The 25285-nt window shown below is 67.5% G+C and carries 26 protein-coding genes; 12 read left to right on the top strand and 14 right to left on the bottom strand.

Annotation, left to right across the window (positions count from 1 at the left end; all coding sequences use genetic code 11):
- The first annotated feature begins 237 nt into the window (after positions 1-237).
- The 3 genes from HQ325_RS04405 (at position 238) to HQ325_RS04395 (ending at position 3055) form a co-directional block, all read left to right on the top strand.
- Positions 238-900 (top strand): TetR/AcrR family transcriptional regulator, encoded by a 663-nt coding sequence (locus tag HQ325_RS04405; protein WP_222626874.1) that lies wholly within the window; start codon positions 238-240, stop codon positions 898-900.
- Positions 901-979: 79 nt separating this feature from the next.
- Positions 980-1501, top strand: a complete 522-nt coding sequence (locus tag HQ325_RS04400) for a hypothetical protein (protein ID WP_222626873.1) — start codon at positions 980-982, stop codon at positions 1499-1501.
- A 123-nt stretch (positions 1502-1624) separates the two neighbouring features.
- Complete coding sequence (locus HQ325_RS04395; RefSeq protein ID WP_222626872.1) at positions 1625-3055, top strand: PepSY domain-containing protein; 1431 nt, start codon at positions 1625-1627, stop codon at positions 3053-3055.
- Positions 3056-3325: 270 nt separating this feature from the next.
- Here HQ325_RS04395 and HQ325_RS04390 read toward each other — a convergent pair whose 3' ends face one another.
- A complete protein-coding gene (locus HQ325_RS04390; RefSeq protein WP_222626871.1) occupies positions 3326-4267 on the bottom strand; it encodes an alpha/beta hydrolase in 942 nt (313 codons plus the stop codon).
- Positions 4268-4474: 207 nt separating this feature from the next.
- Here HQ325_RS04390 and HQ325_RS04385 point away from each other — a divergent pair, with 207 nt between their 5' ends.
- A complete protein-coding gene (locus tag HQ325_RS04385; RefSeq protein WP_222626870.1) occupies positions 4475-5500 on the top strand; it encodes a hypothetical protein in 1026 nt (341 codons plus the stop codon).
- Between the two features lie 24 nt (positions 5501-5524).
- Here the strand turns inward: HQ325_RS04385 and HQ325_RS04380 are convergent, their stop codons facing one another.
- From HQ325_RS04380 to HQ325_RS04340, 9 genes are all read right to left on the bottom strand, one after another.
- On the bottom strand, positions 5525-5971 hold the full coding sequence (locus tag HQ325_RS04380) for a GtrA family protein (RefSeq protein WP_261777660.1): 447 nt from the start codon (positions 5969-5971) through the stop codon (positions 5525-5527).
- Positions 5923-6603, bottom strand: a complete 681-nt coding sequence (locus HQ325_RS04375) for a DUF2064 domain-containing protein (RefSeq protein ID WP_222626868.1) — start codon at positions 6601-6603, stop codon at positions 5923-5925. Before HQ325_RS04375 ends, HQ325_RS04380 begins: the two co-directional genes overlap by 49 nt.
- The gene (locus HQ325_RS04370; protein WP_222626867.1) at positions 6600-7256 is read right to left on the bottom strand and encodes a glycosyltransferase family 2 protein; all 657 of its coding nucleotides are present in this window, start codon (positions 7254-7256) and stop codon (positions 6600-6602) included. Before HQ325_RS04370 ends, HQ325_RS04375 begins: the two co-directional genes overlap by 4 nt.
- Before the next feature lie 2 nt (positions 7257-7258).
- On the bottom strand, positions 7259-8320 hold the full coding sequence (locus HQ325_RS04365) for an NAD-dependent epimerase/dehydratase family protein (protein WP_222626866.1): 1062 nt from the start codon (positions 8318-8320) through the stop codon (positions 7259-7261).
- Positions 8321-8359: 39 nt separating this feature from the next.
- Positions 8360-9739: a hypothetical protein gene (locus tag HQ325_RS04360; protein ID WP_308014249.1), complete on the bottom strand. Its 1380-nt coding sequence runs from the start codon at positions 9737-9739 to the stop codon at positions 8360-8362.
- On the bottom strand, positions 9736-10437 hold the full coding sequence (locus HQ325_RS04355; RefSeq protein WP_308014248.1) for a class I SAM-dependent methyltransferase: 702 nt from the start codon (positions 10435-10437) through the stop codon (positions 9736-9738). Before HQ325_RS04355 ends, HQ325_RS04360 begins: the two co-directional genes overlap by 4 nt.
- A 190-nt stretch (positions 10438-10627) precedes the next feature.
- Positions 10628-11269, bottom strand: a complete 642-nt coding sequence (locus tag HQ325_RS04350) for a hypothetical protein (RefSeq protein ID WP_261779501.1) — start codon at positions 11267-11269, stop codon at positions 10628-10630.
- Between the two features lie 207 nt (positions 11270-11476).
- Positions 11477-11989 carry a hypothetical protein gene (locus HQ325_RS04345; RefSeq protein ID WP_222626863.1) on the bottom strand — a complete coding sequence of 171 codons (513 nt, stop codon included), beginning with the start codon at positions 11987-11989 and terminating at the stop codon, positions 11477-11479.
- Positions 11986-13218, bottom strand: coding sequence for a molybdopterin-dependent oxidoreductase (locus HQ325_RS04340; protein WP_308014247.1), 1233 nt, complete (start codon positions 13216-13218; stop codon positions 11986-11988). Before HQ325_RS04340 ends, HQ325_RS04345 begins: the two co-directional genes overlap by 4 nt.
- Positions 13219-14649: 1431 nt before the next feature.
- Here HQ325_RS04340 and HQ325_RS04335 point away from each other — a divergent pair.
- From HQ325_RS04335 to HQ325_RS04325, 3 genes are read left to right on the top strand one after another with little or no spacing between them, the layout of a single operon-like run.
- Positions 14650-15900: an MCE family protein gene (locus HQ325_RS04335; protein ID WP_222626862.1), complete on the top strand. Its 1251-nt coding sequence runs from the start codon at positions 14650-14652 to the stop codon at positions 15898-15900.
- Positions 15901-15928: 28 nt separating this feature from the next.
- Positions 15929-17017 (top strand): GTP 3',8-cyclase MoaA, encoded by a 1089-nt coding sequence (gene moaA, locus HQ325_RS04330; protein WP_222626861.1) that lies wholly within the window; start codon positions 15929-15931, stop codon positions 17015-17017.
- Complete coding sequence (locus HQ325_RS04325) at positions 17010-17267, top strand: MoaD/ThiS family protein (RefSeq protein ID WP_308014246.1); 258 nt, start codon at positions 17010-17012, stop codon at positions 17265-17267. Before moaA ends, HQ325_RS04325 begins: the two co-directional genes overlap by 8 nt.
- 28 nt (positions 17268-17295) lie before the next feature.
- On the opposite strand, the gene HQ325_RS04320 is transcribed toward HQ325_RS04325, so the two are convergent.
- Together HQ325_RS04320 and HQ325_RS04315 are read right to left on the bottom strand one after the other, a co-directional pair.
- Positions 17296-17508, bottom strand: a complete 213-nt coding sequence (locus HQ325_RS04320) for a molybdopterin-binding protein (RefSeq protein ID WP_027507116.1) — start codon at positions 17506-17508, stop codon at positions 17296-17298.
- 126 nt (positions 17509-17634) lie between these two features.
- Entirely contained in the window at positions 17635-19920 is a 2286-nt protein-coding gene (locus HQ325_RS04315) for a molybdopterin-dependent oxidoreductase (RefSeq protein ID WP_222628870.1), read from the bottom strand.
- Positions 19921-20164: 244 nt separating this feature from the next.
- On the opposite strand from HQ325_RS04315, the gene fdxA reads away from it, so the two are divergent.
- The 3 genes from fdxA to HQ325_RS04300 all read left to right on the top strand — a co-directional run bounded on the left by fdxA (position 20165) and on the right by HQ325_RS04300 (position 22273).
- A complete protein-coding gene (gene fdxA / locus HQ325_RS04310) occupies positions 20165-20491 on the top strand; it encodes a ferredoxin (RefSeq protein WP_027507114.1) in 327 nt (108 codons plus the stop codon).
- A complete protein-coding gene (gene glp, locus HQ325_RS04305) occupies positions 20491-21699 on the top strand; it encodes a gephyrin-like molybdotransferase Glp (protein ID WP_222626860.1) in 1209 nt (402 codons plus the stop codon). Before fdxA ends, glp begins: the two co-directional genes overlap by 1 nt.
- Positions 21700-21841: 142 nt before the next feature.
- On the top strand, positions 21842-22273 hold the full coding sequence (locus HQ325_RS04300) for a molybdenum cofactor biosynthesis protein MoaE (RefSeq protein WP_307109756.1): 432 nt from the start codon (positions 21842-21844) through the stop codon (positions 22271-22273).
- A 69-nt stretch (positions 22274-22342) separates the two neighbouring features.
- Here the strand turns inward: HQ325_RS04300 and HQ325_RS04295 are convergent, their stop codons facing one another.
- Positions 22343-23044 (bottom strand): GAF and ANTAR domain-containing protein, encoded by a 702-nt coding sequence (locus HQ325_RS04295; RefSeq protein ID WP_222626858.1) that lies wholly within the window; start codon positions 23042-23044, stop codon positions 22343-22345.
- Positions 23045-23207: 163 nt separating this feature from the next.
- Positions 23208-23885 (bottom strand): TetR/AcrR family transcriptional regulator, encoded by a 678-nt coding sequence (locus HQ325_RS04290; protein ID WP_222626857.1) that lies wholly within the window; start codon positions 23883-23885, stop codon positions 23208-23210.
- 53 nt (positions 23886-23938) lie between these two features.
- On the opposite strand from HQ325_RS04290, the gene HQ325_RS04285 reads away from it, so the two are divergent.
- Positions 23939-24736 (top strand): SDR family NAD(P)-dependent oxidoreductase, encoded by a 798-nt coding sequence (locus HQ325_RS04285; RefSeq protein ID WP_222626856.1) that lies wholly within the window; start codon positions 23939-23941, stop codon positions 24734-24736.
- Positions 24737-24741: 5 nt separating this feature from the next.
- A complete protein-coding gene (locus HQ325_RS04280; protein ID WP_222626855.1) occupies positions 24742-25143 on the top strand; it encodes a nuclear transport factor 2 family protein in 402 nt (133 codons plus the stop codon).
- Positions 25144-25285 lie beyond the last annotated feature (142 nt).

Raw genomic sequence — 25285 nt, 5'->3', positions numbered from 1 at the left:
GCGCCGGGGAACCCGAGCCGGAACGAGTGACGGTCCGTCTCGACAGGTGGGGCACCGTCTGCAGCGATCCCGAGCTTCCCACGATCGACAACCCCGGGTCAAGCATTTTCAATCGATCGATTGATCGAACTTCGGACGTATGAGCAGATGGATGCCAGCTCCCGATCGTTCGATCGGGCAGCGAGCGCGCCTCGCGTCGATGTACCATGACGGGGTCGACGAGGTGAACGGCGGACAATGGATCTACAGCGGGTGCAGAGGGCGGGCGTCGTGCTGTTCTCTCGGCAGGGTTTCGCAGCAACGGGTATCCGTGAGTTGGGCGCCGAAGCCGGGATCAACTCGGCAACGCTCTACCACTACGTCGGCAGCAAGGAGTCTCTCCTCGCGTCGATCATCAGAACCTGCCTCGACGAGATGACACGTTCCGGCGCGCTCGCTCTCAGGCGTAGTTCCGACCCGGCAGTTCAGCTGGCCGGGCTCGTGTCCTCACATGTCGGATTCACGGCAGTGAACAGCTCGACCGCGCGAGTCGCCGAGTACGAGATGCGCGGGCTGACGGGCAGCAACCTGGACGAGATGCAGAAGATGCGAGACGACTACGAGGCGCTGTTCGGACACGTACTCGAACGCGGCGGCAGAATCGGCCTCTTCGACGTGGCCGATCACGCGCTGTCTCGCCTGGCGATCCTGGAGATGTGCACCGGGGTCGCCCATTGGTATCGGCCCGGCGGGCGCCTGGATCTTCTCGACATCCAGAAGTACTTCGTCAGTGCAGTGTTCCGCGTGATCGCTGCGGACACGGACGTACTGGAAGGTTTCGACTTCCGAGACGAGGAGGTCACTCGCCTGGCGAGTGAGCCCCTCGGTGATCACGGGTCCGATGCCGGAAATCGACTCTGATCGAACAGCTCCGCGAGGACTCCGGCCGACCATGTCGCCGTGACCACCACCAGGAGCAGCAGCAGGTAGGGTGCTGGCGGTGAGCACCCCGGCGACCAGCGCGCCTCTGCGCGGCGTCACCGTCGGAACGCTGTCCGTGCTCGTCACCGCCGCCGCCCACAGTCTCGGTGGGGCTGCACTGCCGTCGCAATCCGCCGTCGTCGCACTACTCGCGGTCTGCACCGGTGTGGGGTGGATGGTCTCGTCGACACCGGCGGGCAGGAACCGTCTCGTGGTGGCGCTCGCCGCCGCGCAGGCGCTCGGACACCTCACCCTGACCGTCGTGGACGGCCATCACCACGGTCCACTCCTCGACCCCCGCATGGCCGCAGCGCACACTCTAGCCATCGGTGTCGGCGCTGTCGCCGTCCACGGCGCAGAACGCGGCATCATCGCCGCCGCGCGAGCGATGCGCCGCATCCTCCCGGTCGTTCTCGCCGTGGCGGACGTCGACACCGACACGGTCCGCCCAGCCCGCCCCGTCATCCGTGTCGACGCACCCGCGCGTCTGCTCGACCTCTCCGGGCGCGGCACTCGCGGCCCACCCGCTCGACTCCGGTAACCCTTCCTCGACAGCCGCCCGACGCAGCACGCCGTCGGGTGATGCATCCTGCCGCGCCGACCGCCGATCTCGTGTGTCGAGACTCGGCGCTCTCGCGCGCCATCACCGGAATCGAGCACAACCATGTCCACACCCGAGAAGACAGAGCCCACCGCGGCTCCCGCACCGCCACCCACCGCGCGGTGGCGACCACTGATCCTGCGCCTGCACTTCTACGCCGGCATCTTCATCGCACCGTTCATCCTCGTCGCCGCGGTGACCGGCGGCCTCTACGCGATCGCACCCACACTCGAGAGCGTCGTGTACCGCGACCTGCTCCACACCGACAGCACCGGACCCGCACTACCGGTGTCCGACCAGATCGTCGCAGCACAGCGAGAGCGACCCGATCTCACCGTCGCCGCCGTCCGACCGGCCACCGAAACGGGCGACACCACCCGCGTCCTGTTCACCGATCCGAGCCTCGGCGAGTCGAAACGCACCGCCGTGTTCCTCGACCCCGCCACCGCCGCCCCCGTCGGGCAGTCGACGGTCTACGGCTCGTCCGGCTCGCTTCCGCTGCGCACCTGGCTCAGCGAGCTGCACCGCACGCTGCACCTCGGCGACACCGGCCGCCTCTACAGCGAACTCGCCGCGTCCTGGCTCGGCGTCGTCGCGCTGGGCGGAATTTTCCTCTGGGTCGAGCGCTACCGGCGCCACCGCACCAGGGCCGCCGACGGAGCGCGGCTGTTCACCGTCGACCGCACCGCCCGCGGCCGACGGCGCACGCTCGGCCTGCACGGGGCGAGCGGAGCGTGGATCGTCGTCGGGCTGGTATTCCTGTCCGCGACCGGACTGACATGGTCGAACCACGCCGGCGCGAACATCGGCGACCTACGATCCGCGCTGAGCTGGACCACCCCCGCCGTCGACACCGATCTCACCGGTCACGCCGGTCACTCGGACGACCAGCACGCCGGCCACACCGGACACGGCACGTCCGACACCGCGGCGGCCACCGAGCCGGTGGATGTCCGGCAGATCGACGGTGTCCTCGCCGTCGCTCGCGCGAACGACGTCACCGGCGCCGTCGAAGCATCGATACCCACCTCGAGCGACACCGCGTTCACCGTGGCGCAACTACGCGATCCGTGGGTGCTCTCCACCGACTCGATCGCCGTCGACGGAGCGTCCGACCGAGTCGTCGACGTACAACGCTTCGACGACTGGCCGCTCGCCGCCCAACTCACCACCTGGGGCATCAGCCTGCACATGGGCGTGCTGTTCGGGCTCGTCAGCCAACTCGCCCTACTGGCACTGGCCGCCGTCCTGGTGACCATGATCATCGCCGGGTACCGAATGTGGTTCCAGCGCAGACCTGTTCGCAGTGGCGCATCTCCGGTCGGTCGGCCGCCGCAGCGAGGAGCGCTCCGGCGGATATCACCTGCCACCGTCCTCGGACTCGCCGTCGTCACCGCCGCCGTCGGGTGGTTCGTGCCGCTCCTGGGCCTGTCCCTGCTCGCGTTCCTCGCGGTCGACCTCGTCGTCGGCGCCCGCAGCAGATCCTCGACCTGACGTCACGATCGGGACGACCCCGGGATCACCGGTTGTGCTGGTCGACGAGTGGGAGGACGATCGACGAGATCGATCGGGATCACGGAGGGGTGTGCGATGTCGATGACGTGGGAGACGCTGTCTCGCCGACGTAGCGTTCGAGTGACGAGTGGGTTCGTCGGGGTGTACGTGGGCCTGGTGGCGTACTGGTTCGTTCAGGACGCTGCCCACCGCCTGGCCGCGCGGAGGAACGCGGCCTGATCGTCGGCCGAGACGACGTTCCGCCGGCAGTCAGAGGTGGCGTGCAGCGAAGTCCACTGCGCACCGGAGGGTCTCTCGACCCTCCGGTAGTACGCCCGCCAGCACGGGAAATGCGTGCACCTGACCTCGCCACACATGGGTCTCGACGATCCGTCCGGCGTCGTCGAGCTTGCGTGTCATCGCCTCCACATCCGGGCGCATCAATTCGTATTGCGCCGAGGACAGGAACACCGGCGGGAACACGGACGGATCGGCGTCGATCGGAGACGCGGCGCCCGGGATGGAGTCCGGACCGTTCATCCAGCGGTCCTCCAGCGCGAGAACCTGTTTCATCGGCAGATACGCGTCCCGCTTCATGAACGCACGGGGATGGCTTCGCAGATCGAGATTGAGCAGCGGAGAGAACCCCAGTACGGCAGCGGGTGGAGTCAACCCCTCCAGCACTGCCACTTCGGCGACCTTCATCGCGAGGTAGCCGCCGGCAGAGTCCCCCGCCACGATGATCTTCGACGGATCGGCCACAGTCGCCGATGCGGCCCGGTAGGCGACCATGGCGTCGAAGATCGACGTGCCGATGCCGCCGTGCGGGACCTGCCGGTACTCGACGGAGTACACCGGAACACCCGCACGGGCGGCGATCATGGCACACGCACCGCGGTGGGTCGCCAGTCCGCAGAACACGAACCCGCCGCCGTGAAAGTAGAGGACCGTGGCGTCGGCCAGAGAGCCGGTGGCCGTCCGCGGATGTGTCGTCTTCTCACAGGGCACACCACCGAGAGTCACCTGGTCGATGGTGACGCGAGGCGGTTTGGGCAGGTGGTCCACAGCGCGGTCCAGATGCCCGATGGCCTTGATGCCGCCATCGGTGAGCGGCCACATACTCAGGGTGGGCTTGAGGACCGCCTTCATCGCCGCCGACAGGACGCGTGCCTGCGGGCTGACGTCGTCGTGCCAGATGAGCGTGTCCGTCATCGTCTCGTCGTCTCCTTCATGGGATGAACCGTGGAGACGATCGACGCTATCAGCCGGCTCCGCACACCGATTCCGTTCTGTCACGCGATCGGTCGGCCCGCTCGGCTGTGGTCCGGTCCGAGCCCCACCCGAGTTTCTCGCTCGACAGGGGTGGGTATGCACACACGGATCGCTCCATGCTGCACTAGAGAAGCTCGGTGGCACACCGTGAAACGATTCGTCGTCGCACTGTCGGTACTGGCTCTGGTCGCCGGCTGTTCCACCGAGGAACCTGCACCCGCGCCCACACAGACGCCTGCTGCCGAACCGGCCCGGGCGCCCGCCGCACAGGATCCGATCGGCACCGTCGTCCCGCTTCCGGGAGCACCCGAGGGCATCGTCGTCACGGCGTCCGGTATCGCTGTCGCCGCAGTGCGTGAGCCCGACGGTCTGAGGCTGCTCGACGCGGCGACCGGGGTGGAGCGGCAGTTCGTGCCGACGGTCGGTGCGCCGCGGCACCTCTCTCTTGCCGGCCCGGACGGACCGGTACTCGCGCCACTCGAGTCCAGTGACGAACTGCTCCTGGTCGATCCGGCGAACGGCGCGACGCTCTCCACCACTCGAGGCGTCGGACGGCAACCGCACGATGCCGTGGTGACCGCAGACGGCACGACCGTCGTGACCAACGAGATGGGCGGCGGAGTCGTGTTCGTCCGCAACGGTGTCGTGACAACATCTCTCCCCGCCGGCCCCGTGCAGCCGGGCGGAGTTGCAGCCGTCGGCAATCACGCAGCTGTCGCAGATGTGCAGGGCAACGGGATCTGGATCTACAGCGGGCCGGACCAGAAGCTCGTCGCGCAGGGACCGTTGGGGACCAAACTGACGCATGCGACATCGCTCGGCCCCGACCTCGCTGCCTTCGCCGACACCGACGGTGGCGCGGTCTACCTCGAGCGCATCACCCCGGACATCAGCGAGGTCGCTCGCATCGACGCGCCGGGTAATCCCTACGGGCTCGCCTACGACGCCGATCGACAGCTGCTTCTGATCACGCTGACCGAGAGCAACATTCTTCGTGTCGTCGACGTGGCCGACCCGGCATCGCCCCGAGTCGTGGTCGACCTGCCGACGGTTCGACAGGCCAATTCCGTTGCCGTGGATCCACGCTCGGGAAACGTCCTGGTGACGGGCAGCGATCCCGGCGCGGACTCGAGCCTGCAGATCATCCCCGCCGAGAACGTCGACGCTCCGTGATACCTGCCTGCGCGACGTTCCCGCTCAATGATCGGTGAACACTCGGCGCAGCCCGACGAAGCGCACCACCGTGGCCACGAGGTTTGCGGCAACGAGGACGGACACCTCGACCGCTCGTGAGGCATCAGGTACCCAGCTGTGCACAACCACCAGAGAACCACTGGTCACCGCCAACCCGAGGGCGAAGACCACCACACCCTGGACGTACTGCCGAACGATCGCATCGGTTCCTCGGATGCCGAAGGTGAAGCGGCGATTGACCGCGGTGTTCGCCAGCGCAGAAATGAACAGTGCCAGCACATTCGCGACCTGTGAAGACATGATCGTTCGGAATGCGAGAAACAACAGAACGTACGCGGCCGCGCTCGCACCGCCGACCAGGTAGAAGCGGAACAACACGCTCCGGGTTCGGGATGTCGTCGTCAGAGCGTCTCCCCCGGCGGCCTCGGAACGGGCAGCGCAGCCACGCATCGGGCGAATTCACTGTCCGGGCGGCACTGCCGTGCGATCGGGGCGAGATCGACGAGTTCGTCGGCGTCACGCAGAGTCGGTGCCGCGTCGACGACGAGTCCACTGCGCTGCAGTACATCCCGGGTGTCGTCCCCGGTGCGGTTGGTGGACATCTCCACTGCCCGCAGGGCCTGCGCGCCGGATGCGTCGTGCAGTCCGAGCACCCACCATCCTCCGTCCTCGGCGCGGCCCAGAATCGCCGACGACGGTGCCAGAGCTGCACCGATCTCAACCAGCACCGCGGGGTCGACCTGCGGCGTGTCCATGCCGATCTGCACGACGGGTCCGGATCCGGCGGCGTCGTGATGCGCGTGGATCAGCCGTTGCGCGAAGTCGTCGCCGCGCTGGTCGATGACTCGGAAGCCGGCCAGCAACGTTCGAATCTCGTCACTGCGCATCGCCTCGCCGAGGTCGCCGGTCATCGCGACCACCCGCCGGGCGAAAGGAGCCTGCAGCGCCGCGTGGAGCGTGTCGAGCAGCGCCGCAGCCGCCACCGACGCGGCGTCCTCGGCGGACATCGCCGCCATCAGCCGTGTCTTGGCGAAACCGGGTACCGGTGCTTTCGCGATGACGAGCAGCGTGGCATCGATCATGGGATCACCTTCGCGAAGTCCCAGACCGCGACCACCGTGCCCCGAACCGACCCCGACACCTTCGACACTCCCCCGGTACGCGGACGGTAGGTGATGTCGTGTTCGACGACTGTCCACCCTGCTCGAGCGGCGAGAACCAGCAGCTGCAGCGGGTAACCGGAGCGTCGGTCCGGGACGTCGAGGGAGAGCAGATCCTCGCGGCGGGCCACCCGAAGAGCGCCGATGTCGTGGACGTCGATCTTCAGTCGTCTGCGCAGACGCCAGGCGATGGCCCTGTTGCCGAGGCGGGCGTGCCACGGCGAGCCACTGCGGTGCACCGGGCGGCGCCGACCGACGACGAGGTGGGCGGAGTCCAACGCCGCGACGAGACCGGGAAGTTCGCGCGGGTCCATCGACCCGTCCCCGTCCATGACTGCCACGATCGCCGTTGTCGCAGCACTGATTCCGGCGTGCACGGCGGATCCGTATCCGGGAATCGCCTCGACGACCACCTGCGCCCCGTGCGCGCGGGCCACGTCCGCTGTGCTGTCGGTGGAACCGTTGTCGACGACCAGTCGCTGGTAACCGTCGGGCACGGCATCGAGAACACCGGGGAGAGACTGCGCCTCGTTCCGACACGGGAGAACGACGGTGACGTCGGACGGATCGATCATCGTCACACCACCGGGGCGGAGCCGTCGGATGCTGCCCGTAGCGGCGCGGACGCGAACCGTGTCAACCCCTCGTCCGGACCGATGGCCGCTCTGAATCCGAGGACCTCGTCCGCGCGGGCGGCACCCGCGACGATGTGCCGCACGTCGCCTGGACGGAACTGACCCGTCACCGTCGGCTCGATGCCGCCGCCGTGTGCACGACACAGAATGCGGGCCACATCGCCGATCGAGATCGGGTGTCCCGAGCAGACGTTGCAGGCCTGAAACCCCTCCCCCTCGTGCTCGACGGCGGCGAGGTTCGCCGCGGCGACGTCCCGGACATCGACGAAGTCGCGCATCTGCCCGCCGTCCTCGTACACCGTCGGTGATTCACCGCCCTCGAGCGATGAGCGGAACATCGCGGCGACACCCGAATACGGTGTGTCACGCGGCATTCGGTCACCGTAGACGTTGTGGTAGCGCAGCGCCGTGACCGATCCGCCCGTGGCCAGCGACCAGGCGAGTGCGTAATTCTCCTGCGCAAGTTTGCTTGCCGCATAGAGGCTCCGAGGTTCGAGCGGTGCGTCCTCGTCCACCGTCTCCCACGTCACCGGTTCGTCGCCTTCCGGGCACTTCGCATCGAAGACACCGTGTCGCAGATCCGACGGATTCCGGGGGCGCGGACGGACGACACCGTGCACCGGGCAGCGGTAGCGACCTTCGCCGTAGACGACCATCGACGATGCGAGTACCAACTTCCGGCACTCGGCACGGGCCATCGCGGCGAGTACCTCGGCGGTACCGAGATCGTTGTGGCTCGCGTAGGCGGGCGCATCGGCCGTGCTCACGCCGGCTCCGACGACGGCGGCCTGGTGGCACACCACGTCCACCCCCACCATGACATCGTCCAGAGCGTCGGGGTCGCGCACGTCGACCGTCCTGATGTTCGGCGTGAGCCGCGGCGCCGAGCCGTGCGCGGAGGGCAGGAACGCGTCGACAGCCGTGACCTCGTGGTCGGCCGCCAGGAGTGCTTCGTGAATGTGTTCACCGATGAAACCGGCCGCGCCGGTGAGTAACACGTGCATCGTTTTCTCCTTGTCGTGTCGATCGAGGGGGCGGGTCGCTCACCAGTTCGTGTACGTCAGATGGTTGATCGCCAGTGCCAGCACGACTTGCGCTGCCAGCCAGAAGCGCACCGAGCGATCTCCGATCGCGACAGTGGCGACCGTCATCCACACCTGGAACGGCAGCCAGATGCGCTCCGTCTCCGCCTTGCTCAGCCTGCTCAGGTCGGCGAAAGCCACCGCCAGCAGGGCGGCCACCACAAGCAGCGTCACCGGCTCGGCACGTTGCACACGCGGCAGTGACACCACGCGGGACAGGGCGGCGGGCACCGCGAGTCCCACGGCGCAGACCAGAGCCGCGATGTTGCCCCAGCTCCAGTACTGGAACGGACGTGCGGACGCGATGCCCTGCCAATACCGTTCCTGGACGGCCACATACCCGTCGAACCACCAGAAGCCCGACGCGGTGAAGAGTCCGGCGACGACGAGGGCGCCACCGATCGCCGGTAGCAATGGCCGAACGCGGCGGGAGGCGATGAGGACCGCCAGCGCCGGCAGTCCCATCAAGGCGAGGCCGTAGTTGAGGTAGACCGAGAACCCGAGCAGGAGACCTGCCGCGACGGCCGTAGCGTCGTGACGCGGGCGTCGCCCGGTTGCTGCGACTGCCAGGAGGGCGATCCCCCAGGCGGACACGCCTGTGAAGAAGCCGTCCGCGGAGACACCGATCCAGATCGCGCTGGGGGCGATCACGGCGAACGGGATCAGCCGCCGAGCGGTGTCGCGGTCGACGAGCGCTGCCACGGCGACAGCGGTGGCGACGGCGGCCGACGACCCGACGATCACGCACAACCATGCGGCCGCCGCGCCTCCGGAGAGTCCGATGCGGTCCAACCACACGAACGTCAGGATCGCGCCGGGGGGATGCCCGGAGACGTGCGTGGCCCAGGACTCCGCCTGGCCGTCGACGATCCGGTCGGAGAAGCCGCGCAGCGTGGCACCGATGTCGTCGATGCCACCTACTTCGGACAGATACTCGTCGCGGGACGTCAACTTGTCGACGAACCCTTTCTGCCAGCCGTCGACCGCAGCCAGACCGACGGTCCAGACAAGGGTCGTCGCCCAGGTCACGAGAAGCAGCGGACGCCACGACATGCGTGCCGCCACGGACGGGCCGAGGATCACCACCAGGACGCCGACGATTACCGCGACCGGAGTACCCGGCCCCACGTGAGCACCCCACTGCCCGAACAGAGGCGCCAACGCGGCGAAATCGTCGAACTCGAAACCCATACCGTCGATCAGCGGGGTGACGAGGGCGTTTCTCCGCCGCGCCACCATCACCGCAGCGATGACCAGGGCGGCCGCGAGTACGGCGCCGATGAGTTCCGGAACTCGTGGAGCCCACCCGCGCCGCCGAACGGTCGTGGTCGGGCCGCTCACTCGGGATTCTCGGGGGCCGAGCCGTACGGGGGTTTGACGAAGTGAGCGAAGTGCCGACCCACGATCGAGGTCACACCGACCTGCACCAGTCCTCGCGCCGCGGCGAGAGGCGCCAGTGTGTCGGCGTCGATTCGAGCCCAGTCGTACCAAGGCCCGGCAGTCTCGTCACTCTCGATACGCAGACATTCGGCGACGAATCCCGTTCCGGGGGCAGCCACTTCGACGTGCACCGTTCCGCTCTCGCAGGCGATGTCCTGCGCACGACCGATGACACGACCGGGGTCGCCTCCGATGCCGATGTTCCCGTCGACGAGAAGCACTGTGTCCCAATGCCCTTCGTGGGGCACGGTATCGAAGATGTCCGCCAGCTCGGCCTTGGCGCCGCGTTCGCGGACCAGCGCGACCGCGGCCGGGGACGTGTCCACACCCATCGCGGACACTCCTCGTCGCCGTAGTTCCTCGATCAATCGGCCCGGACCACACGCGAGATCGATCGTGCGACCACGACACAGGGCGAGCAACGTCTCGTCCACTGCCCGGTCGTCGGCGTCTGCGTGCTCGCCGCCGAGCCAACGCCCGACCGGCAACGGGTGGCGGGGCCCGTCGCGGTGGCGTACCCACCAGGCGGTGCCGGTAGCGGCAGTGCCGAACAGAACATCGAAACTGTCAGGGGCCTCGCCCGCCGAAGTCGCTGTCACACTTGTCCCTTCTACAGACCCCGACTGGTCCGGCACTGCGTCCTGAGTGGATGGTTGTCCATTCCCGTTGGACGACGACGACAAACGTCGGGGTCGGTAGGTTCCCAGCTTTCGGGGCCATCGTCCGGCTCGTCGACACGATCCGGCCCACATCGGTGTCGATGTGGGCCGGGTGCGAGGCTCCGCCGTGTTACTGCGTGTTGACGGTGATCGTGGCGACTCCCACGAGCAGTCCCGGGGTGACGGCGTCGGTCTTGAACGTCTCGTTCAGCAGGCCGGCGGCGGTCTCGGAGATGTGCACGGTCGTGCCCTGCAGAATCGCGGTGTTGTTCGGGCCGGTGGCCAGCGGCTCGAGCGTGCGGCCGTCGAGATCGAACAGCACGGCGTCGGTGGCGGCGCTCTCACCGTTGACGGTTACATCACCCATGAGCAGTGAGGTGCCCGGATCGATGACGAAGTTCGTCAGCTCCACCGTGGTGCCGCCGGCGGTCAGCGACAATCCGCTGCCTTCGTGGTCGATGGAGCCCTGCACGTACGGATCGACCGTGCCCGGCGTCCAGTACTTGACGTTGCCGCCGGTGATCGGGAATCGAAGTGATCCGTCCGCCAGGGTCGCCGTGCCCACGGTTCCCGGGGTCAACCCGAGCGTGGTCAGAGCGTCCGTGAAGCCGGTATCGAGCGCGACGGCGGTGTCCACGCCGGTCAGAGCATCGACCTGCGCGGCGGGTTCGGGCTGAGTGGACGTCGATGCGGCAGCGGACGACGAACTGGACGTCGCCGTCGATACGCCGTCGTCGCTGGACGAACAGGCGGCCAGCGGGACGAGAGACATCACGCCGATCGCAGTAGCGGCCACGGACTCACGAATGGTGAACAATGCAGCTCCTTGTCGTCGATGATGGTCACTCCACATTCGCCGCGACACGGCCCACGGATGGTGTTCGACCACAATCGTTCACGCAGCCGACTTCGCAGCAGGTATTGTGGCGCATCTCCGTGACGGTCGTGACACTCTGCAGCGCAACACTTCTCGCGGCCTCTACGCGCCGCGCGTCTCCGTCCGGTCATGGCCGCGGGGCATTCCACGTGACGGTCGCCGCGCCGCCGCGAGCACCCGCACCAGGAACACGGCGACGCTGATCGCGACGATGGCCGCCACGAGCCACAGCCACCGCTCGAGATACGGGTCACGGCCCAGGCCCGTGGCCGCCACGATGGCAGTGTCGTCGGTGTTCAGGATGCCCGGGAAGAACACCAGCAGCGTCAGCGCGGCGCCGAGGGCCGGCGCCCGGATGTGCTGCCGCACCGGGACCTGTCGAACCGTCCAGTTCCGGGTCGGGCGCGTCGCACGATCCGCCAGCGAGTAGAGCGGATACAGAACGAGGTCGTGCAGGATCGCCGCACCGACGAACCACACGGCGATCGACTGCCACCACCTGTCCGAATTCCACAATGCATCCACCCCGAGTGTCAGGACAGCGGCACCGGCGATGACGAAGGACACGACCAGGACGGCCGCATGGGCGACGCCGGCGCCGTAGAGCCGCCTCATCGATCGGCCCCGCCCGCGAAGTCGATACGCGAGACCCACTTGGTGTTGTGGACGCCGGGGAGCCCGGGGACGATCACCCGAGCCGGAAAGCCGTGGTCGAGCGACAGCGCCGCACCGTTGACGGTCAAGGCGAGAAGCGAATCCGGATGCCACACCTGGTTCTGAGCCAGCGTCGCCTGCGCGAACGCGCCCCCTTGTTCCAGCGACACAACCGTCGCAGCGCCGCCGGACACGCCGGTCAGCCCCGCGAGATCCCGCAGCCGCACCCCGGTCCACTCCTGCGTCGTCGACCACCCCTCGACGCACGCGATCGGCAACACCGCGGTGTGCTGCTCCATCGCCTCCAGCGCGGCTCGGTCGAGAACCACGCGCGTCGTCCCCGACAGCTCCACACGCCACGAATCCCCGGTCGACGCCGGATCGATCCCCGCCGCGACCGCCGCGCGATTGACCTGGAAGTCGTTCGGTCCGTCGCCGTAGGACCGGCCGCGGGGCAGCAGCAGTGCAGTCGACCGCAGTGGCCCGTCGATCGTCTGCCCGATGGTGAGTACGGCCAGCAGGCCGCTCCCGCCCGCCACGAGTGCGAGGGCCCCGCGCCGGGAAATGCCGTCCGGCGCCTTCTGCTCGTGCTCCGGTTCCACCCCGGCCGCTCGGTTGCGCTCCCGGAGCACCTCGGACAGCGACGTCTGCCGCAACGTCCTCCACATGACCGGAACCTTGACGGCCACGTGCGCGAGGAAACCGGCAATGAACACCCACGCCCCGAAATAGTGGGCCGCGTAGAAGTCGAAACCGAAGACGTAGTCGTACTGGATGTTGAGCACACCGGTGACGATCTCGAACAGCACACCACCGACGAGCATCAACAGGCTGAGCCGCTCGAGCGCCTGCGCCGGGGATCGGACCGGGGGCCACTGCACCAACTTCGGCATCACCGACCACAACTTCGCGAGCACCAACGGAATCACGACGATGCCGAGCGTGACGTGCAGGCCCTGGTTCAGTCGATAGATCCATGCCGGATCGGTCGGCCAGTCGAACTGGGGCACTCTCAACCACCCCACGTCCCCGGGGCGGGCTTGTCCGAACTCGGGACCGTAGGCGATGTAGGACAACAGCCCGGTCACGGTGATCACCGGCAGCGACACCAGGAGAACGGCGCCGAACACCGATGTCAACCACGGACCGCGAATCGCACTCCGGAACTGAGGCAGAGGAGGCAACGGCACAACCCTTTCGACTAACCCGACGACTGGTGTACGCCAGCGTCGCACGGCGACGGTCAGTGCGCAGGCAACCCGCGCGCGCACGCCGACGGATCACCACCTGGCTGTCATCGCACACGTGACTGCCCGCCACGCCTCGCGCCGTGGATGTCGCGGGCGATCGGCTCGACAGTCCATATCGAGTTGACAGGGACGTCGGTGTCGGCGATTCCAGACCGGGTGGGCCACGAGACTGGCCGTCCTGTCCGACGGCAGCTTCCTCCCTCCAGCAGTGAGCGGGTCTGGATTTATGAGATGTCACCAGGCGTTTTCACAAAATATGTGCAGTTCACTGATGTACTCCGCGGCGGAGGCCGGGACTTCCTCGGCAGGCTCGGGGCCGTGAACGTGGGGAGTCGTGTGATGCGTAGGAGTGTTGTTCGTGCTGTTGTCGGGGCTGCTGCTGTGGTCCCGTTGTGTCTGGTAGCTGCGGGGTCGGCGACGGCTGCTCCGAACGATGTGACGTTCACGGCGGTGGAGGTCGACCCGGGAGACGGCTCGGGGGCGATTCAGATCACGGTGACGGCCAACGCCTTCACTGCCTTCGGCTCGCCCATCTGCACCTTCTCGATCGACGGGGTGTCGACGCAGTACTCGAGTCCCGGCATTATCTTCATCGGGAGCGTGTTGTCTCAAGGACAGCGCATCCCGAGTTTCCCGGTAGGGCCGTTGGTCGATGGGTTGTATGCGGTGGACGTGTCATGCCAGGGCATCGGTGAGGTGTACTCGGTGACGAATCTGCCGGTGATCGTGGGTGCGTTCGGTGGCGGCGGCGCCACCGGGCCTGCCGGACCTGCCGGACCTGCGGGACCCGCCGGACCTGCCGGACCTGCCGGGCCTGCGGGACCTGCCGGGCCCGAAGGCGCACCGGGCACTCCCGGGGCTCCCGGACCTGCCGGGCCTGCCGGGCCTGCGGGACCTGCCGGTGGTCTCGGGAACATTTTCGGAAGCTGAGCTGCGGTAGGTAGTGGATGGCCCGGGCCCGTCAGGGTCCGGGCCATCGCGCGTGCGTGCGGTGGCTGCAAGGTCGGCCTCGTGCCGGTGAGCGAACCCGAGAATGCGGGTGACCGAGCCGCCGCCGCCGTCGCGTCGGCACTGGAGTGTCGCCGCCTCGCCGTCGACAATCCCCTTTCCACGCCCCGATTTTCGAGCGACCAGCGGGCGGGATCATGCCGCTGTGACGCGTGCCGGTGGTCGAGTGCCATTACCTGTCAGCGTGCATCGATCCCCCCGCCCGAACGCGTGGTCCAGCACCCACGGTTCGCGTGAACGATCGGGATGCGTTGCGAGAGCGGCATAACATTGATATACATGCGCTATGACAGCGCTCCGCGGCACTCCACATCTCGACACGATGATGGACAGTCCTCCTGCGGCTGACCGCGCGACCGCTGCATGACCGCCGTCGGACGCAGCACCTACGCCCGACTCACAGTCCTCGCAGTCGCCGCGACCGCTCTCGCCGTGGCCGGCGGATCGTATGTCCGCATGGAGTCCCTCCTGGGGGTCGGCCAGTACTCGGTCACACTGCAGCTCAGAGACTCCGGCGGCATCTTCACCAACGCCGAGGTGACATCGCGCGGCATTCCCGTGGGTCGCGTCGGAACGCTGACACTCGTCGACGCGGGGGTCGACGTCGAATTGCTGATCGACGACTCGTCCGATCCGATCTCCGCGGCGACCTCCGCCGCGGTCGCCGCACGCTCCGCCATCGGTGAGCAGTACGTGGACCTGCGGCCTGACACCGACGAGGGCCCTCACCTCCAGGACGGCTCGATCATCGACCGATCGAGGACGACGATTCCCACCCCAGTGGAGAACGTGCTGTCCAACGTCGACGGCCTCGCGCGCAGCATCCCGGTCGACGAACTGCGGACCGTCGTGACCGAACTGGGCGACGGGTTCGACGGTATGGGAGGTGACCTCGCGACACTCGTCGAGTCACTCGACTCGCTCAGTGCGGCGCAGCTCGACGCCCTCCCCGAGACGCTGGATCTCGTACGGGACGGGCGCGTCGTACTCGACACCCAGTCCGAACAGTCCTCCGCCATCATCGATTTCAGCGCGGGGCTCGACGACATCACCGCGCAGCTCCGTGCGAACGACGGTGACCTACGTCGAATAGTCGACAGCGGAATCGACGCTTCCGACGAAACCGGCGCACTGATCACCAGTGCAGGGGCACGCGTCACATCGATCGCGAACGACGTCGCCTCGGTGGCCGCCGCGGTCAGTCCACGAGCATGGGCCCTTCGGCCTCTGCTGCAGATTCTCCCCCGGACGGCCATGGGGGCCCGAGCTCAGAGCCCCGGTGACGGAACCACCCACTTCGGCCTCGTCGTGGAGACGAACAACCCCCCACCGTGCACAGTGGGATACGAGGCCACCCAGAGAACCCTCGAGCGCGAACGTGCCGCCGATCCGGACTTCGACGAGACGACTCGGGACTTCCCGATCGATCTGTCGGTCGGATGCACAGCACCGCGAGGATCCGTGACGGGCGTCCGAGGTGCCGGCAGTGCGCCCTACATGGATCCCGCCATTCCGCAGCCCTGGGACGACAAGCCCAAGGTCGACCCCGGCGCACTCGACCTCAACCCGATCGCGAACCAGCTGGCCACACTGCTCGGTGTCACGGTGCGATGATGCCTGCGACTCGACCGGAGGTGATCGGATGACGACGGTGAGCATGGGAATGCCCAGCCTGCCCGGTGTCGTACGTGCGCCGTCCGCCCTATCGGGTCCGCAGGACATGATGGTGGGCCGTCCCGATGTGCCGCACCTGGTGGACAGTTTCGGTCGCATCGCGCGGGATCTGCGGATCTCGGTGACCGAGAAGTGCTCGCTGCGATGCACCTACTGCATGCCGGCGGAGGGGCTGCCGAACCTGGAGTTCGAGCAACTGCTCACCGCGCAGGAGATCGCCCGCCTCGTCGGCATCGCCGATCGGCTCCTCGGGGTGCGCGAGGTCCGCTTCACCGGCGGCGAACCGTTGGTCCGCAAGGATATCGTGGACATCATCGCCCTGACCGCTGAGCACGCACCCGGTGTCGAGTTGTCGATGACCACCAACGGCATCGGCCTCGAACGCCGAGCGGAGCGGCTGCGCGCGGCGGGTCTGACCCGGGTCAACGTCTCCCTCGACACGATCGACCGCGAGCACTTCGCGTCGCTGACCCGGCGGGACCGGCTGCCCACGGTGCTCGCTGGTATCGACGGTGCCCTGGCGGCCGGTCTGACGCCGGTCAAGATCAACGCCGTTCTGATGCGGGAGACTCTGCACGGCGCTCGCGATCTGGTGCAGTGGTGCCTGGACCGGGGTGTGGATCTGCGGTTCATCGAGCAGATGCCGCTCGACGCGGACCGGGAGTGGGCCCGTTCGACGATGGTGTCGGCGGCGGAACTGTTGGATGTGCTCGGGGAGCGGTTCACGCTCACCGAGATCGGGCGTACCGATCCGTCGGCGCCGGCCGAGGAGTGGACCGTCGATGGTGGCCCGGCCACGGTGGGGATCATCGCTTCGGTGACCCGCTCGTTCTGCGCCGATTGCGATCGGACGCGGTTGACGGCGGAGGGGACCGTGCGGTCGTGCCTGTTCAGCGATGCCGAGACCGATCTGCGGGTGGCGTTGCGCGGGGGTGCGGCGGACGAGGAGATCGCGGACCTCTGGCGTGGAGCGATGTGGAACAAGTGGGCCGGGCACGGGATGGAACGTGAGGACTTCGTGCCGCCGGAACGTTCGATGGGTGCCATCGGTGGCTGAGTCCGTGACGGTGGGCGTGCGGTACTTCGCGGGGGCCGCGGACGCTGCGGGCACCACCCGGGAGTCGTACGAGCTGCGAGCCGGTGCGACCGTGGCGGACGTGAAGTCGGCGCTGCGTGGACGCCACGGGGAGAAACTCGATCGTGTGCTGGCGGTGGCGGTGTTCCTCATCGGCGACGAGATGGTCCGCGACGACGCCTACCCGGTCGGTTCCCGAGTCGACGTCCTGCCGCCCTTCGCCGGCGGCTAGCGGCCTCGACCCGAGACCGCTAGCGGGGTCACTCGACGCCGATCGTCACCTCGGTGGACTTGACGAACGCGGTTGCCTGCTGACCCACTTCGAGGCCGAGGTCTTCGGCCGCCTCTCGTGTGATCGAGGAGGTGACGGTCTGGTCGCCGCCGTCGAGACGTACCTTCACGGTCGCCATCACGCTACCGAGAGTGACCTCGGTGATGGTGCCGACGAGCTGGTTGCGAGTGGACAGTCGCATGATGAATCCTCCTGTGAGAACGATGTTGTGACAGATTCGGGAAAGTGAACACTACCAACGGCACCGAGGAAGCAGCACGTGCTGCTTCCTCGGTGTCGCGTGCCCGTGTCGACTGCGCCGGCGCACTCACTGCGGAGCGTGCATCGCGTCCACGCGTGCGGGCACGTTCTTGTGCCACGGGGTGGCCGAGTACTCGTCGCGGCGGGCAGCATCGGTCAACTCGTTGGGTGCCACTCCCACGCGGGCCGAACCGGGGAGGTCGAGTCCGAAGCCGTTCGGCAGGGCGATGTGGCCGGGCTGCATGGTGTCCGTGATCTCCACGTGTGCCATCGCCGACCCCTTGGCAGTCGTGATCCGGGCACTCGAACCTTCGGAGAGACCGAGCTTCTCGGCATCGACGGGGCAGATGCGCAAGGCGCCGTTTCCGCCCCGCTTGCGCCACGTGTCGTCACGGAAGATGGTGTTCGCTGTGAACGCGCGTCGCTCGCCGGCGGAGAGAACGAACGGGAATTCGTCGCTGACATGGGACGGGTTCTTGCCCGTCAACGCCGTCAACGACTTCAGCAGGGGTGTGATGGCCAGCTGTATCGGCCGGTTCGCAGCAGGGACATAGTTCCACGCTCCGCCGTCGAGATCGTCCACGGTGATCTCGACGCCTGATCTGTTCTCCAGGATCGCGGTGAACAGGGCCTCGGCGTTGCGATGGCCTGCTGCGCGGACCGAGCCGGGATGTTCGTGGAAGATTTTCTGGGACAACGCCCACATGACCGAGGCCGATGTCGCGCCGTTCGGGAGCGTGGGCCCCAGTGTCGCGTAGAGCAGGTATGCCGCGACCGGGACGGACCTCTTGTCCAGTCTGAGCAGAGCGAGAAAAACGGCGCCGTACACCTTGTGACCGAGCTTCAGCGCTCCGCGCAGCAGCGCGAGCCACCACTGTTCGGTCAGCCCGAGAGCGTCGATCAGCCGTGCGTAGATCTCGGGTTCCGGCAATGTGCCCGGCAGCGGGTCCAGAATCGGTGCCCGGAGCTGAAAACTGTTGCGTGGGAACTCCAGACTGAAGAAGGTGGCCTCCCACTTCTCGAACTGGCTGGACGCAGGCAGCACGTAATCGGCGCGCCGTGCGGTCTCCGTCATGGCGACATCGATCACGAGGCTGAACTCGAGGTCGTCCATGGCTTGCCGGAAACTCGCCGAGTCGGCCATCGAATGCGCTGGGTTGGACGACTCGATCACCATCGCCCGGAATCTCGCGGGGTGATCGTTCGACACCTCTTCCGCGATGGCGTTACCCGGAACCAAACCGCCGAACATCGGAGTTCCGTGGACCGGTGTGTGTTTCACGTCCAGCGAGTAGTTCACCACCGGCGCCATCCACGAGTGATTCTGCATGGCGCCACTTTTCGCGAAGTTTCCCGTGATCAGCCAGATGAGCTTCTCGAGGTAGGACACCAAGGTGCTGTTGGGGCTCTGCTGGACTCCGAGATCCTCGTACACCGAGACGCTGTCCGCTGTCCCGATGAGATGCGCGGCTCGTCTGATCGACGACTCGTCCACCCCACACGTCCGCGCGTACGCGGAGACGTCGAGTCCGCGGACAGCCGCCACGACCTGCTCGACACCGGCCGTGTGCTCACGGAGGAAGGCGTGGTCCATCATTCCGTCGTCGATGATGACGGCCAGAACGGCAGCGAGGCACCAGGCATCGGTTCCCGGCTTGACCTGGAGATGGAGGTCGGCGCGCTCCGCTGTCTCCGTACGCACCGGGTCCAGAACGATCATCGATCTGTTCGGGTCCTTGACGATCTCCTGCAACACGGTGCGCGCCCGAGCGACACCGTGAGACTGCCACGGATTCTTTCCGAGGAAGACGCTGACCTGCGCGCGGTCGAAGTCGCCCACCGTGTGCCCGCCGGTGAGGTGCGCGTCCACCCAGGCTTCACCGGTCTTCTCCTGCGCAATGGCGTTCGATCTGTACCTCGCGCCGAGTCCGCGCATCATGGCACCGGCGTACGCGCCACCCAGATGGTTTCCCTGTCCTCCACCCCCGCAGAAGAAGATGCTCTCGCCGCCGTGTTCGTCGCGCACGGCCCGCAGACGGTGTGCGATCTCGCTGATCGCCGTGTCCCAGTCGATCGGGCTGTAGGTGCCGTCGGCTTCGCGTCGCATGGGGGTGTCCAGTCGTGACCCGCCGTTCTGGTAGTGATCCAGTCGAAGCGCCTTGTTGCACGTGTACCCCAGCGACTTGGGATGTTCCTTGTCGCCACGTATCTTGGCGATACTTCGGCCTTCCATGGAAACGGTGATGCCGCAGTTGTTCTCGCACAGAATGCACGCGGTCTTCTGCCAGCCGGTGCCGTTCTCGTCCGTCACGATCGTCTCCAGTCGGTGTATGTGGTGATCGTCGCCGCGCATGATCGACTCGATCTGTCGGTCGAGGGTGGGTTGCCCGGTCACGAATCGCCTACAGCAGCGTCACCTGGCCCTGATGGCGAGTGTCGCGGGGACCGGGTGGCGATGACAAGAGGTATCGGTACACGTTCGCGTCGGACATGCTGTGCATGCGCACACATCACGCATCTTGCCGACTCTCGTCACGAGATGCGTTGCGCTGCACTCGTATCTCTGTACTATTGCTTTCGACATAGAAGGGGTTTTCATGACTTACGTGGTGGCGGAGCCGTGCGTCGATGTTCTGGACAGGGCCTGCATCGAGGAGTGCCCCGTCGACTGCATGTATCAGGGTGACCGCATGCTCTACATCCATCCGGACGAATGCGTCGACTGCGGAGCGTGTGAACCGGTGTGTCCGGTGGAGGCGATCTTCTACGAGGAGGACGTGCCCACTCAGTGGTCCGCGTACATCTCGACCAACGTGGACTTCTTCGACATCATCGGATCTCCGGGCGGCGCAGCGAAGTTCGGTGCCACCGGCGTGGACACGGCCCTCGTGTCCGCGGTCGTCGTCGGCGCACCCTCGCCGTGATGCCGTCGGCACCGAGCCTGCGGACGGTGGAGCAGCACCGAAGGATCATCGCCGGCCTGATCTCGCGTACGCCGACAGTGCTGACACCGCTGGCGGCGGCCACGGGACTCGTCCTGGCCGAGGAAGTGACCGCGTCGATCCCGCTCCCGCCGTTCGACAACTCCGCAGTCGACGGATATGCGGTGCATACCGCTGACCTGGCCACTGCCGGATCGGACGCGCTGGTTCGGCTCCCCGTGTCCCACCTGATACCCGCAGGACACCCGGTACCGAAAGAGCTGCGCGCGGGAACGGTGGCGCGCATCATGACCGGCGCACCCCTTCCTGTCGGGGCCGACGCGGTGGTGCCGGTGGAGGACGCTCGGTACGACGGGCTGCAGGTGGCGTTTCGTCGTCCCGGCACGCTCGGTGCGCACGTGCGGCGGACCGGCGAGGACCTCATGCCTCCCGAGCGGCTCTTCGGTGCGGGTACGGTCCTGACACCGTCGCGGATCGGACTGCTGGCCGCGTCCGGTGTGGGGCAGGTTCTCGTGCATCGTCGAATCCGTGTCGCCGTGGTGTCGACCGGCGCCGAGATCGTCGACACCTCCGCTCCCCTGCGACACGGTTCGATCCACGATGCGAACTCGGCACTCCTGTCCGCCGCGGTCGAGGACTGCGGCGCCGAACTCGTCGCCTGTGTCGCCGTGTCGGATTCGGTGAACCGGCTTCGTGCACACCTCGAAGACCTCGGAGCACGTGCGGACGTCGTCATCACCTCGGGCGGAGTCAGCACGGGGGATCACGAGGTGGTCAAGCAGACGCTCACGCCCCACGGCGTGCGTTTCACCGGCGTCTCGATGTCGCCCGGGCGGCCGCAGGGTGCCGGGACCGCCTTCGGTACGACTCTGCTGACGTTTCCCGGCAACCCCCTCGCGGCCTACGCCTCGTTCGAAATCCTCGCGCGACCGATTCTCCGGCGCGCCATGGGTCTGGTGCCGGACAACAGGCCCACCGTGCAGATACCTCTGGCCGACCCGCTGGTCAGGAGGCCCGGCCGACACACTCTGGATCTCGCCGCCGAACGCCCCGACGGGTCGCTCGCTCTTCTCACCGGTTCGGGACGACACGGACTCGGGGCGGTACGGGAGGCGCGCTGTCTCGTGGAGCTGGACGGCGAGGTTCCTTCCCTCGATGCCGGCGCGACGGTCACGGCGACAGTGCTCTGATCGAGCGGCCACATCTGATCACCACGAGCGGAAGAGACGGTTCATGGTCCAGAGCAACACCACTGGCGGGCGGCCGAAGACGGAGTGCCCGCCGTATCGACACGCCGCTGCCGGTACGCCGGGTGCTGCTTCAGCATCCGACGTGGGCGACAGGCGCCCGAGGACAACGGTTCTCGCCAGGATCTCGAGCGATCCCATCGATCCAGCGGAGGTCGCCGACGCCGTCACCGGCCCCGAACGCGGCGCCGTGCTGGTGTTCTGGGGAGTCGTGCGCGACCACGACCACGGCGAGTCGGTGTCCGCACTCGAGTACCGAGCCCACCCCGACGCCGAGAAGTTCCTCCGGCGCTGCTGCGAGGACGTGGCCGCGTCGTCGGGCCTGCCGACGGCGGCCGTGCATCGCGTCGGCGACCTCACGATCGGTGACACCGCTCTCGTCGCCGCGGTCGCATCCCCGCACCGCGCCGAGGCGTTCGCAGCGTTGCAGGCGTTGGTCGATCGCATCAAGACCGAGGTACCCATCTGGAAACGCCAGCAGTTTCCCGGCGGTACCAGCGAGTGGGTGGGTCTCTGAGGTCGCGCTCACTCGGAATGCGCTCGACCGCCCCACGAGGTCGAGACGGCGTCGCGGACACGAGCGCGGTCAATCGTCGAGAATTCGGGGGTCGAGTACACGCCGCATCAGGTCCCGGGCGACGCTGCTGATGGGTTGCGATTCGGCGTACGCGTGCCCGCGGAGCCGAACCGCCGCATCGTCGATCGGGATACGCAACCGGGCAGCGAGCATCCCGATGGCCGTGTGCACCTCCGCGCGCGAGAACTCCTCCGCAGCAGCGTGTTCGAGCCCTGCCTCCTCGTCGGCCGGGCTCGTGGCGGCAACCTCCGCCACCAACGCCGGCCCGATCATCGCGGCGATCGTCGCGGCTGTGGTGTGCTGCACCACGGTCAGCTCCCCCGGCGCGGTGCGGTACAACTCCAGCGACCCGATGGTCGACTCCCCGGCAGCCAGCGGGAACGCGAACACCGAGCGCACCTCGAGCTCCTCGAGCACCGCCGAGGCGAACGCCGGCCACCGCGCCGACGCGGTGGGGTCGAGCAGATCCGGCACCAGGTGCGGTTCACGGGTGCGGAAGGCTTCCAGACACGGACCCTCACCGATGGTGAACTGCAACTCGTCGATACGAGTCGCCGCGGGATCGGTGCTGTGAATCAACTCCCGGACCAACGGGGCTCCCGCGATGACTGCAACCGCCGCACCGTCGACACCCGCCGCGTCCACCGCCATCTCCGCCAACAATGCCGCCGGCGACGTGCCACCTCTCCCGCCGTCGTACTCGTCCCGCATCCGACGTCCTCCTGCGCTCGACGCTGCTCAGACCGTCCCTCGCGGCTTCGCATGGAACACAGTCGATGCCCGCTCGTGATCGGGACAAACACCTGTCCCCTTCGGTGCCGCGGATGCCCCCACCAGATCGGTCACCCGCATTCGGGTGTGTGACCGGTCGAGATCAGCGGCGTTTCTGGCAGGGGGTCGTCTCCGGCGGCGGCGCCGGGGCCACGTTCTCCTCCGCCGGCGTGGCCGCCACCTCTGCACTTCGGAGTGGGGAGAGGGCTGAATCGAGGGCGGCCTCGAGCGGCCACGCCGACCTTTCCGGCTGGCTGAGGACGAGCCCGCCCTGGATCGCCGCCAGGATGGAGACCGAGATCCGCCCGGGATCTGCGGACTCCGCTACCAGTCCCACCGTCCGCATCCTCAGGACCCCGGCAGCGAGAGCGCTGCGCCACGCTCGCATCCCCTCGGCAACGGTCCGGTCGAGCTCGGCATCGACGGCTGCAGCCTGCGTCGCGAGCGATCCGATCGGGCAGGCCCAGCGACCTCGACCGATGTAGTACTCGACCAGGCCCGCCCGCCACCGCTCCCAGGACCCCCACGAGCCCAGGTCGTGGATCTCGGGCTCCTGCGCTGCGAACAGCTGTCGGCCCTCCCAGACGGCGACCTCTCGCACGAGCTCCGTCTTCCCGCCGGGGAAGTAATGGAACAGCTGACTCTTGCTGGTCAACGTGGCCGCGCGCACGGTGTCGAGGGTCGTCCCACCGATCCCGGATGCCAGGATCTGTTCCCCGGTCGCTTCGATGATGCGCTGCCGAGTTCGACGTCCACGCTCGGTGAGCTTCGTCTCGTTCATGCACCGATCGTACCGAAGTGGACCACAGGGTCCAGCTCTGCTAAGAATGGACCATGCAGTCCAATCTGGAATTACTCGAGTCCCTCCCCTCCGACACTCGACTCGCAGGTCGCACCGCGATCGTGACCGGGTCGTCGAGCGGCATCGGTGAGGCGATCGCCCGCGTCCTCGCCGCATCCGGTGCCGACGTCGTCGTCAGCGGTCGAGATGTTCGGCGGACGCAGGGGGTCGTCGACGCCATCAGTGCCGCCGGCGGAGCCGCTCACGCCGTCCCGGCCGATCTGTCGGGCGGCTTCGGAGAGATCCGCGATTTCGCCGCCGCGGCGGTCGAGGCCTTGGGTGGGCGGGCAGACATTCTCGTCAACAACGCGGGCATCTACCCGGTACTGCCGACAGCGATGCTCGCGGACGATGATCTCGACGCCGTGCTGGCAACGAACATCCGGGCGCCGCACGTGCTCGTGGCCGAGCTCGCGCCCGCGATGATCGAGCGAGGAACCGGGGCGATCGTGAACATCGGCTCGTGGATGTCGCGGGTGGGTGTTCCGGCCGGCGCGGCGTACACCGCCTCCAAGGCTGCGTTGGAGCAGATGACCCGCACCTGGTCCGCGGAGTTCGGTCCGCACGGCGTGAACGTCAACACCGTGTCACCGGGCGCCACTGCCACTCCCGGCAACGTTGCCGCAGCCGAGGCCCTCGCCGAGGTGACCCGAGGTACCGTCGCCGGGACACCCGTGCGCCCGGTCGACATCGCTTTCGCGGTGCGATTTCTGGTGTCCGGCGAAGCATCCTTCGCCCATGGAACAGTTCTCGACATCGACGGCGGCATCGCCAACGTGCGGGCCGGCTGACTCCGATGGAAACCCCGCATTTCGCCGCCGCGGTCACTGCCTTCGCCGCTGCCCTCGAAGGCCACATCGACGAGGGGATCACCTCGTTCCCGGACCTGTTCCACCACGATGCCGTCATCGACGTGCCTTTCGACGGGACCGGTGACCCGCCGCCGATCGTGGGGCGACCTGCCATCGAGAAGATGGCCGCAGACCTCGACGGCTTTCTCTGGTTCGACGAGGTCACGTTTCACGCCGTCCGTGCGACGCATGATCCGGAGGTCACGGTCTGCGAATACGAGGCCATTCTCCGACGGGCGGACCGCGACGGTCGCCTCCGCCGCCGCTACGTCTCCGTGATCACCCTCCGCGAAGGACGCATCGGCCACCTCCGCGAATACGGAGGCCCTTTCGTGCCGACCGACTGACCGACTGTGAGTTCTGCGGTGTTGTCACACAACGGTTCCTGGGCGCACTTCCTCGAAGTCCCGCACAAGGTCGACGCGGGCCGGCAGATCGCAGCCCGGTCGGCCGGCGTCCTAGATCTGCCCGTCGGCACCGGAGAGGCCC

Origin of the sequence: Rhodococcus sp. BP-349 (genome assembly GCF_019835845.1) — a bacterium.
Classification (GTDB): Bacteria; Actinomycetota; Actinomycetes; order Mycobacteriales; family Mycobacteriaceae; genus Rhodococcoides.
The sequence above is the reverse complement of the archived record's forward strand: the minus strand, read 5'-3'. Positions and strand labels throughout refer to the sequence as shown.

Bases quoted from the DNA above. Each gene is read 5' to 3' on its own strand.
- HQ325_RS04405 (WP_222626874.1), top strand. From the start codon at position 238: ATGGATCTACAGCGGGTGCAGAGGGCGGGCGTCGTGCTGTTCTCTCGG.
- HQ325_RS04395 (WP_222626872.1), top strand. From the start codon at position 1,625: ATGTCCACACCCGAGAAGACAGAGCCCACCGCGGCTCCCGCACCGCCA.
- HQ325_RS04390 (WP_222626871.1), bottom strand. From the start codon at position 4,267: ATGACGGACACGCTCATCTGGCACGACGACGTCAGCCCGCAGGCACGC.
- HQ325_RS04380 (WP_261777660.1), bottom strand. From the start codon at position 5,971: ATGCGTGGCTGCGCTGCCCGTTCCGAGGCCGCCGGGGGAGACGCTCTG.
- HQ325_RS04375 (WP_222626868.1), bottom strand. From the start codon at position 6,603: ATGATCGATGCCACGCTGCTCGTCATCGCGAAAGCACCGGTACCCGGT.
- HQ325_RS04370 (WP_222626867.1), bottom strand. From the start codon at position 7,256: ATGATCGATCCGTCCGACGTCACCGTCGTTCTCCCGTGTCGGAACGAG.
- HQ325_RS04365 (WP_222626866.1), bottom strand. From the start codon at position 8,320: ATGCACGTGTTACTCACCGGCGCGGCCGGTTTCATCGGTGAACACATT.
- HQ325_RS04350 (WP_261779501.1), bottom strand. From the start codon at position 11,269: ATGTCTCTCGTCCCGCTGGCCGCCTGTTCGTCCAGCGACGACGGCGTA.
- HQ325_RS04345 (WP_222626863.1), bottom strand. From the start codon at position 11,989: ATGAGGCGGCTCTACGGCGCCGGCGTCGCCCATGCGGCCGTCCTGGTC.
- HQ325_RS04335 (WP_222626862.1), top strand. From the start codon at position 14,650: ATGACCGCCGTCGGACGCAGCACCTACGCCCGACTCACAGTCCTCGCA.
- moaA (WP_222626861.1), top strand. From the start codon at position 15,929: ATGACGACGGTGAGCATGGGAATGCCCAGCCTGCCCGGTGTCGTACGT.
- HQ325_RS04320 (WP_027507116.1), bottom strand. From the start codon at position 17,508: ATGCGACTGTCCACTCGCAACCAGCTCGTCGGCACCATCACCGAGGTC.
- HQ325_RS04315 (WP_222628870.1), bottom strand. From the start codon at position 19,920: ATGCGCGGCGACGATCACCACATACACCGACTGGAGACGATCGTGACG.
- fdxA (WP_027507114.1), top strand. From the start codon at position 20,165: ATGACTTACGTGGTGGCGGAGCCGTGCGTCGATGTTCTGGACAGGGCC.
- glp (WP_222626860.1), top strand. From the start codon at position 20,491: ATGCCGTCGGCACCGAGCCTGCGGACGGTGGAGCAGCACCGAAGGATC.
- HQ325_RS04295 (WP_222626858.1), bottom strand. From the start codon at position 23,044: ATGCGGGACGAGTACGACGGCGGGAGAGGTGGCACGTCGCCGGCGGCA.
- HQ325_RS04290 (WP_222626857.1), bottom strand. From the start codon at position 23,885: ATGAACGAGACGAAGCTCACCGAGCGTGGACGTCGAACTCGGCAGCGC.
- HQ325_RS04285 (WP_222626856.1), top strand. From the start codon at position 23,939: ATGCAGTCCAATCTGGAATTACTCGAGTCCCTCCCCTCCGACACTCGA.
- HQ325_RS04280 (WP_222626855.1), top strand. From the start codon at position 24,742: ATGGAAACCCCGCATTTCGCCGCCGCGGTCACTGCCTTCGCCGCTGCC.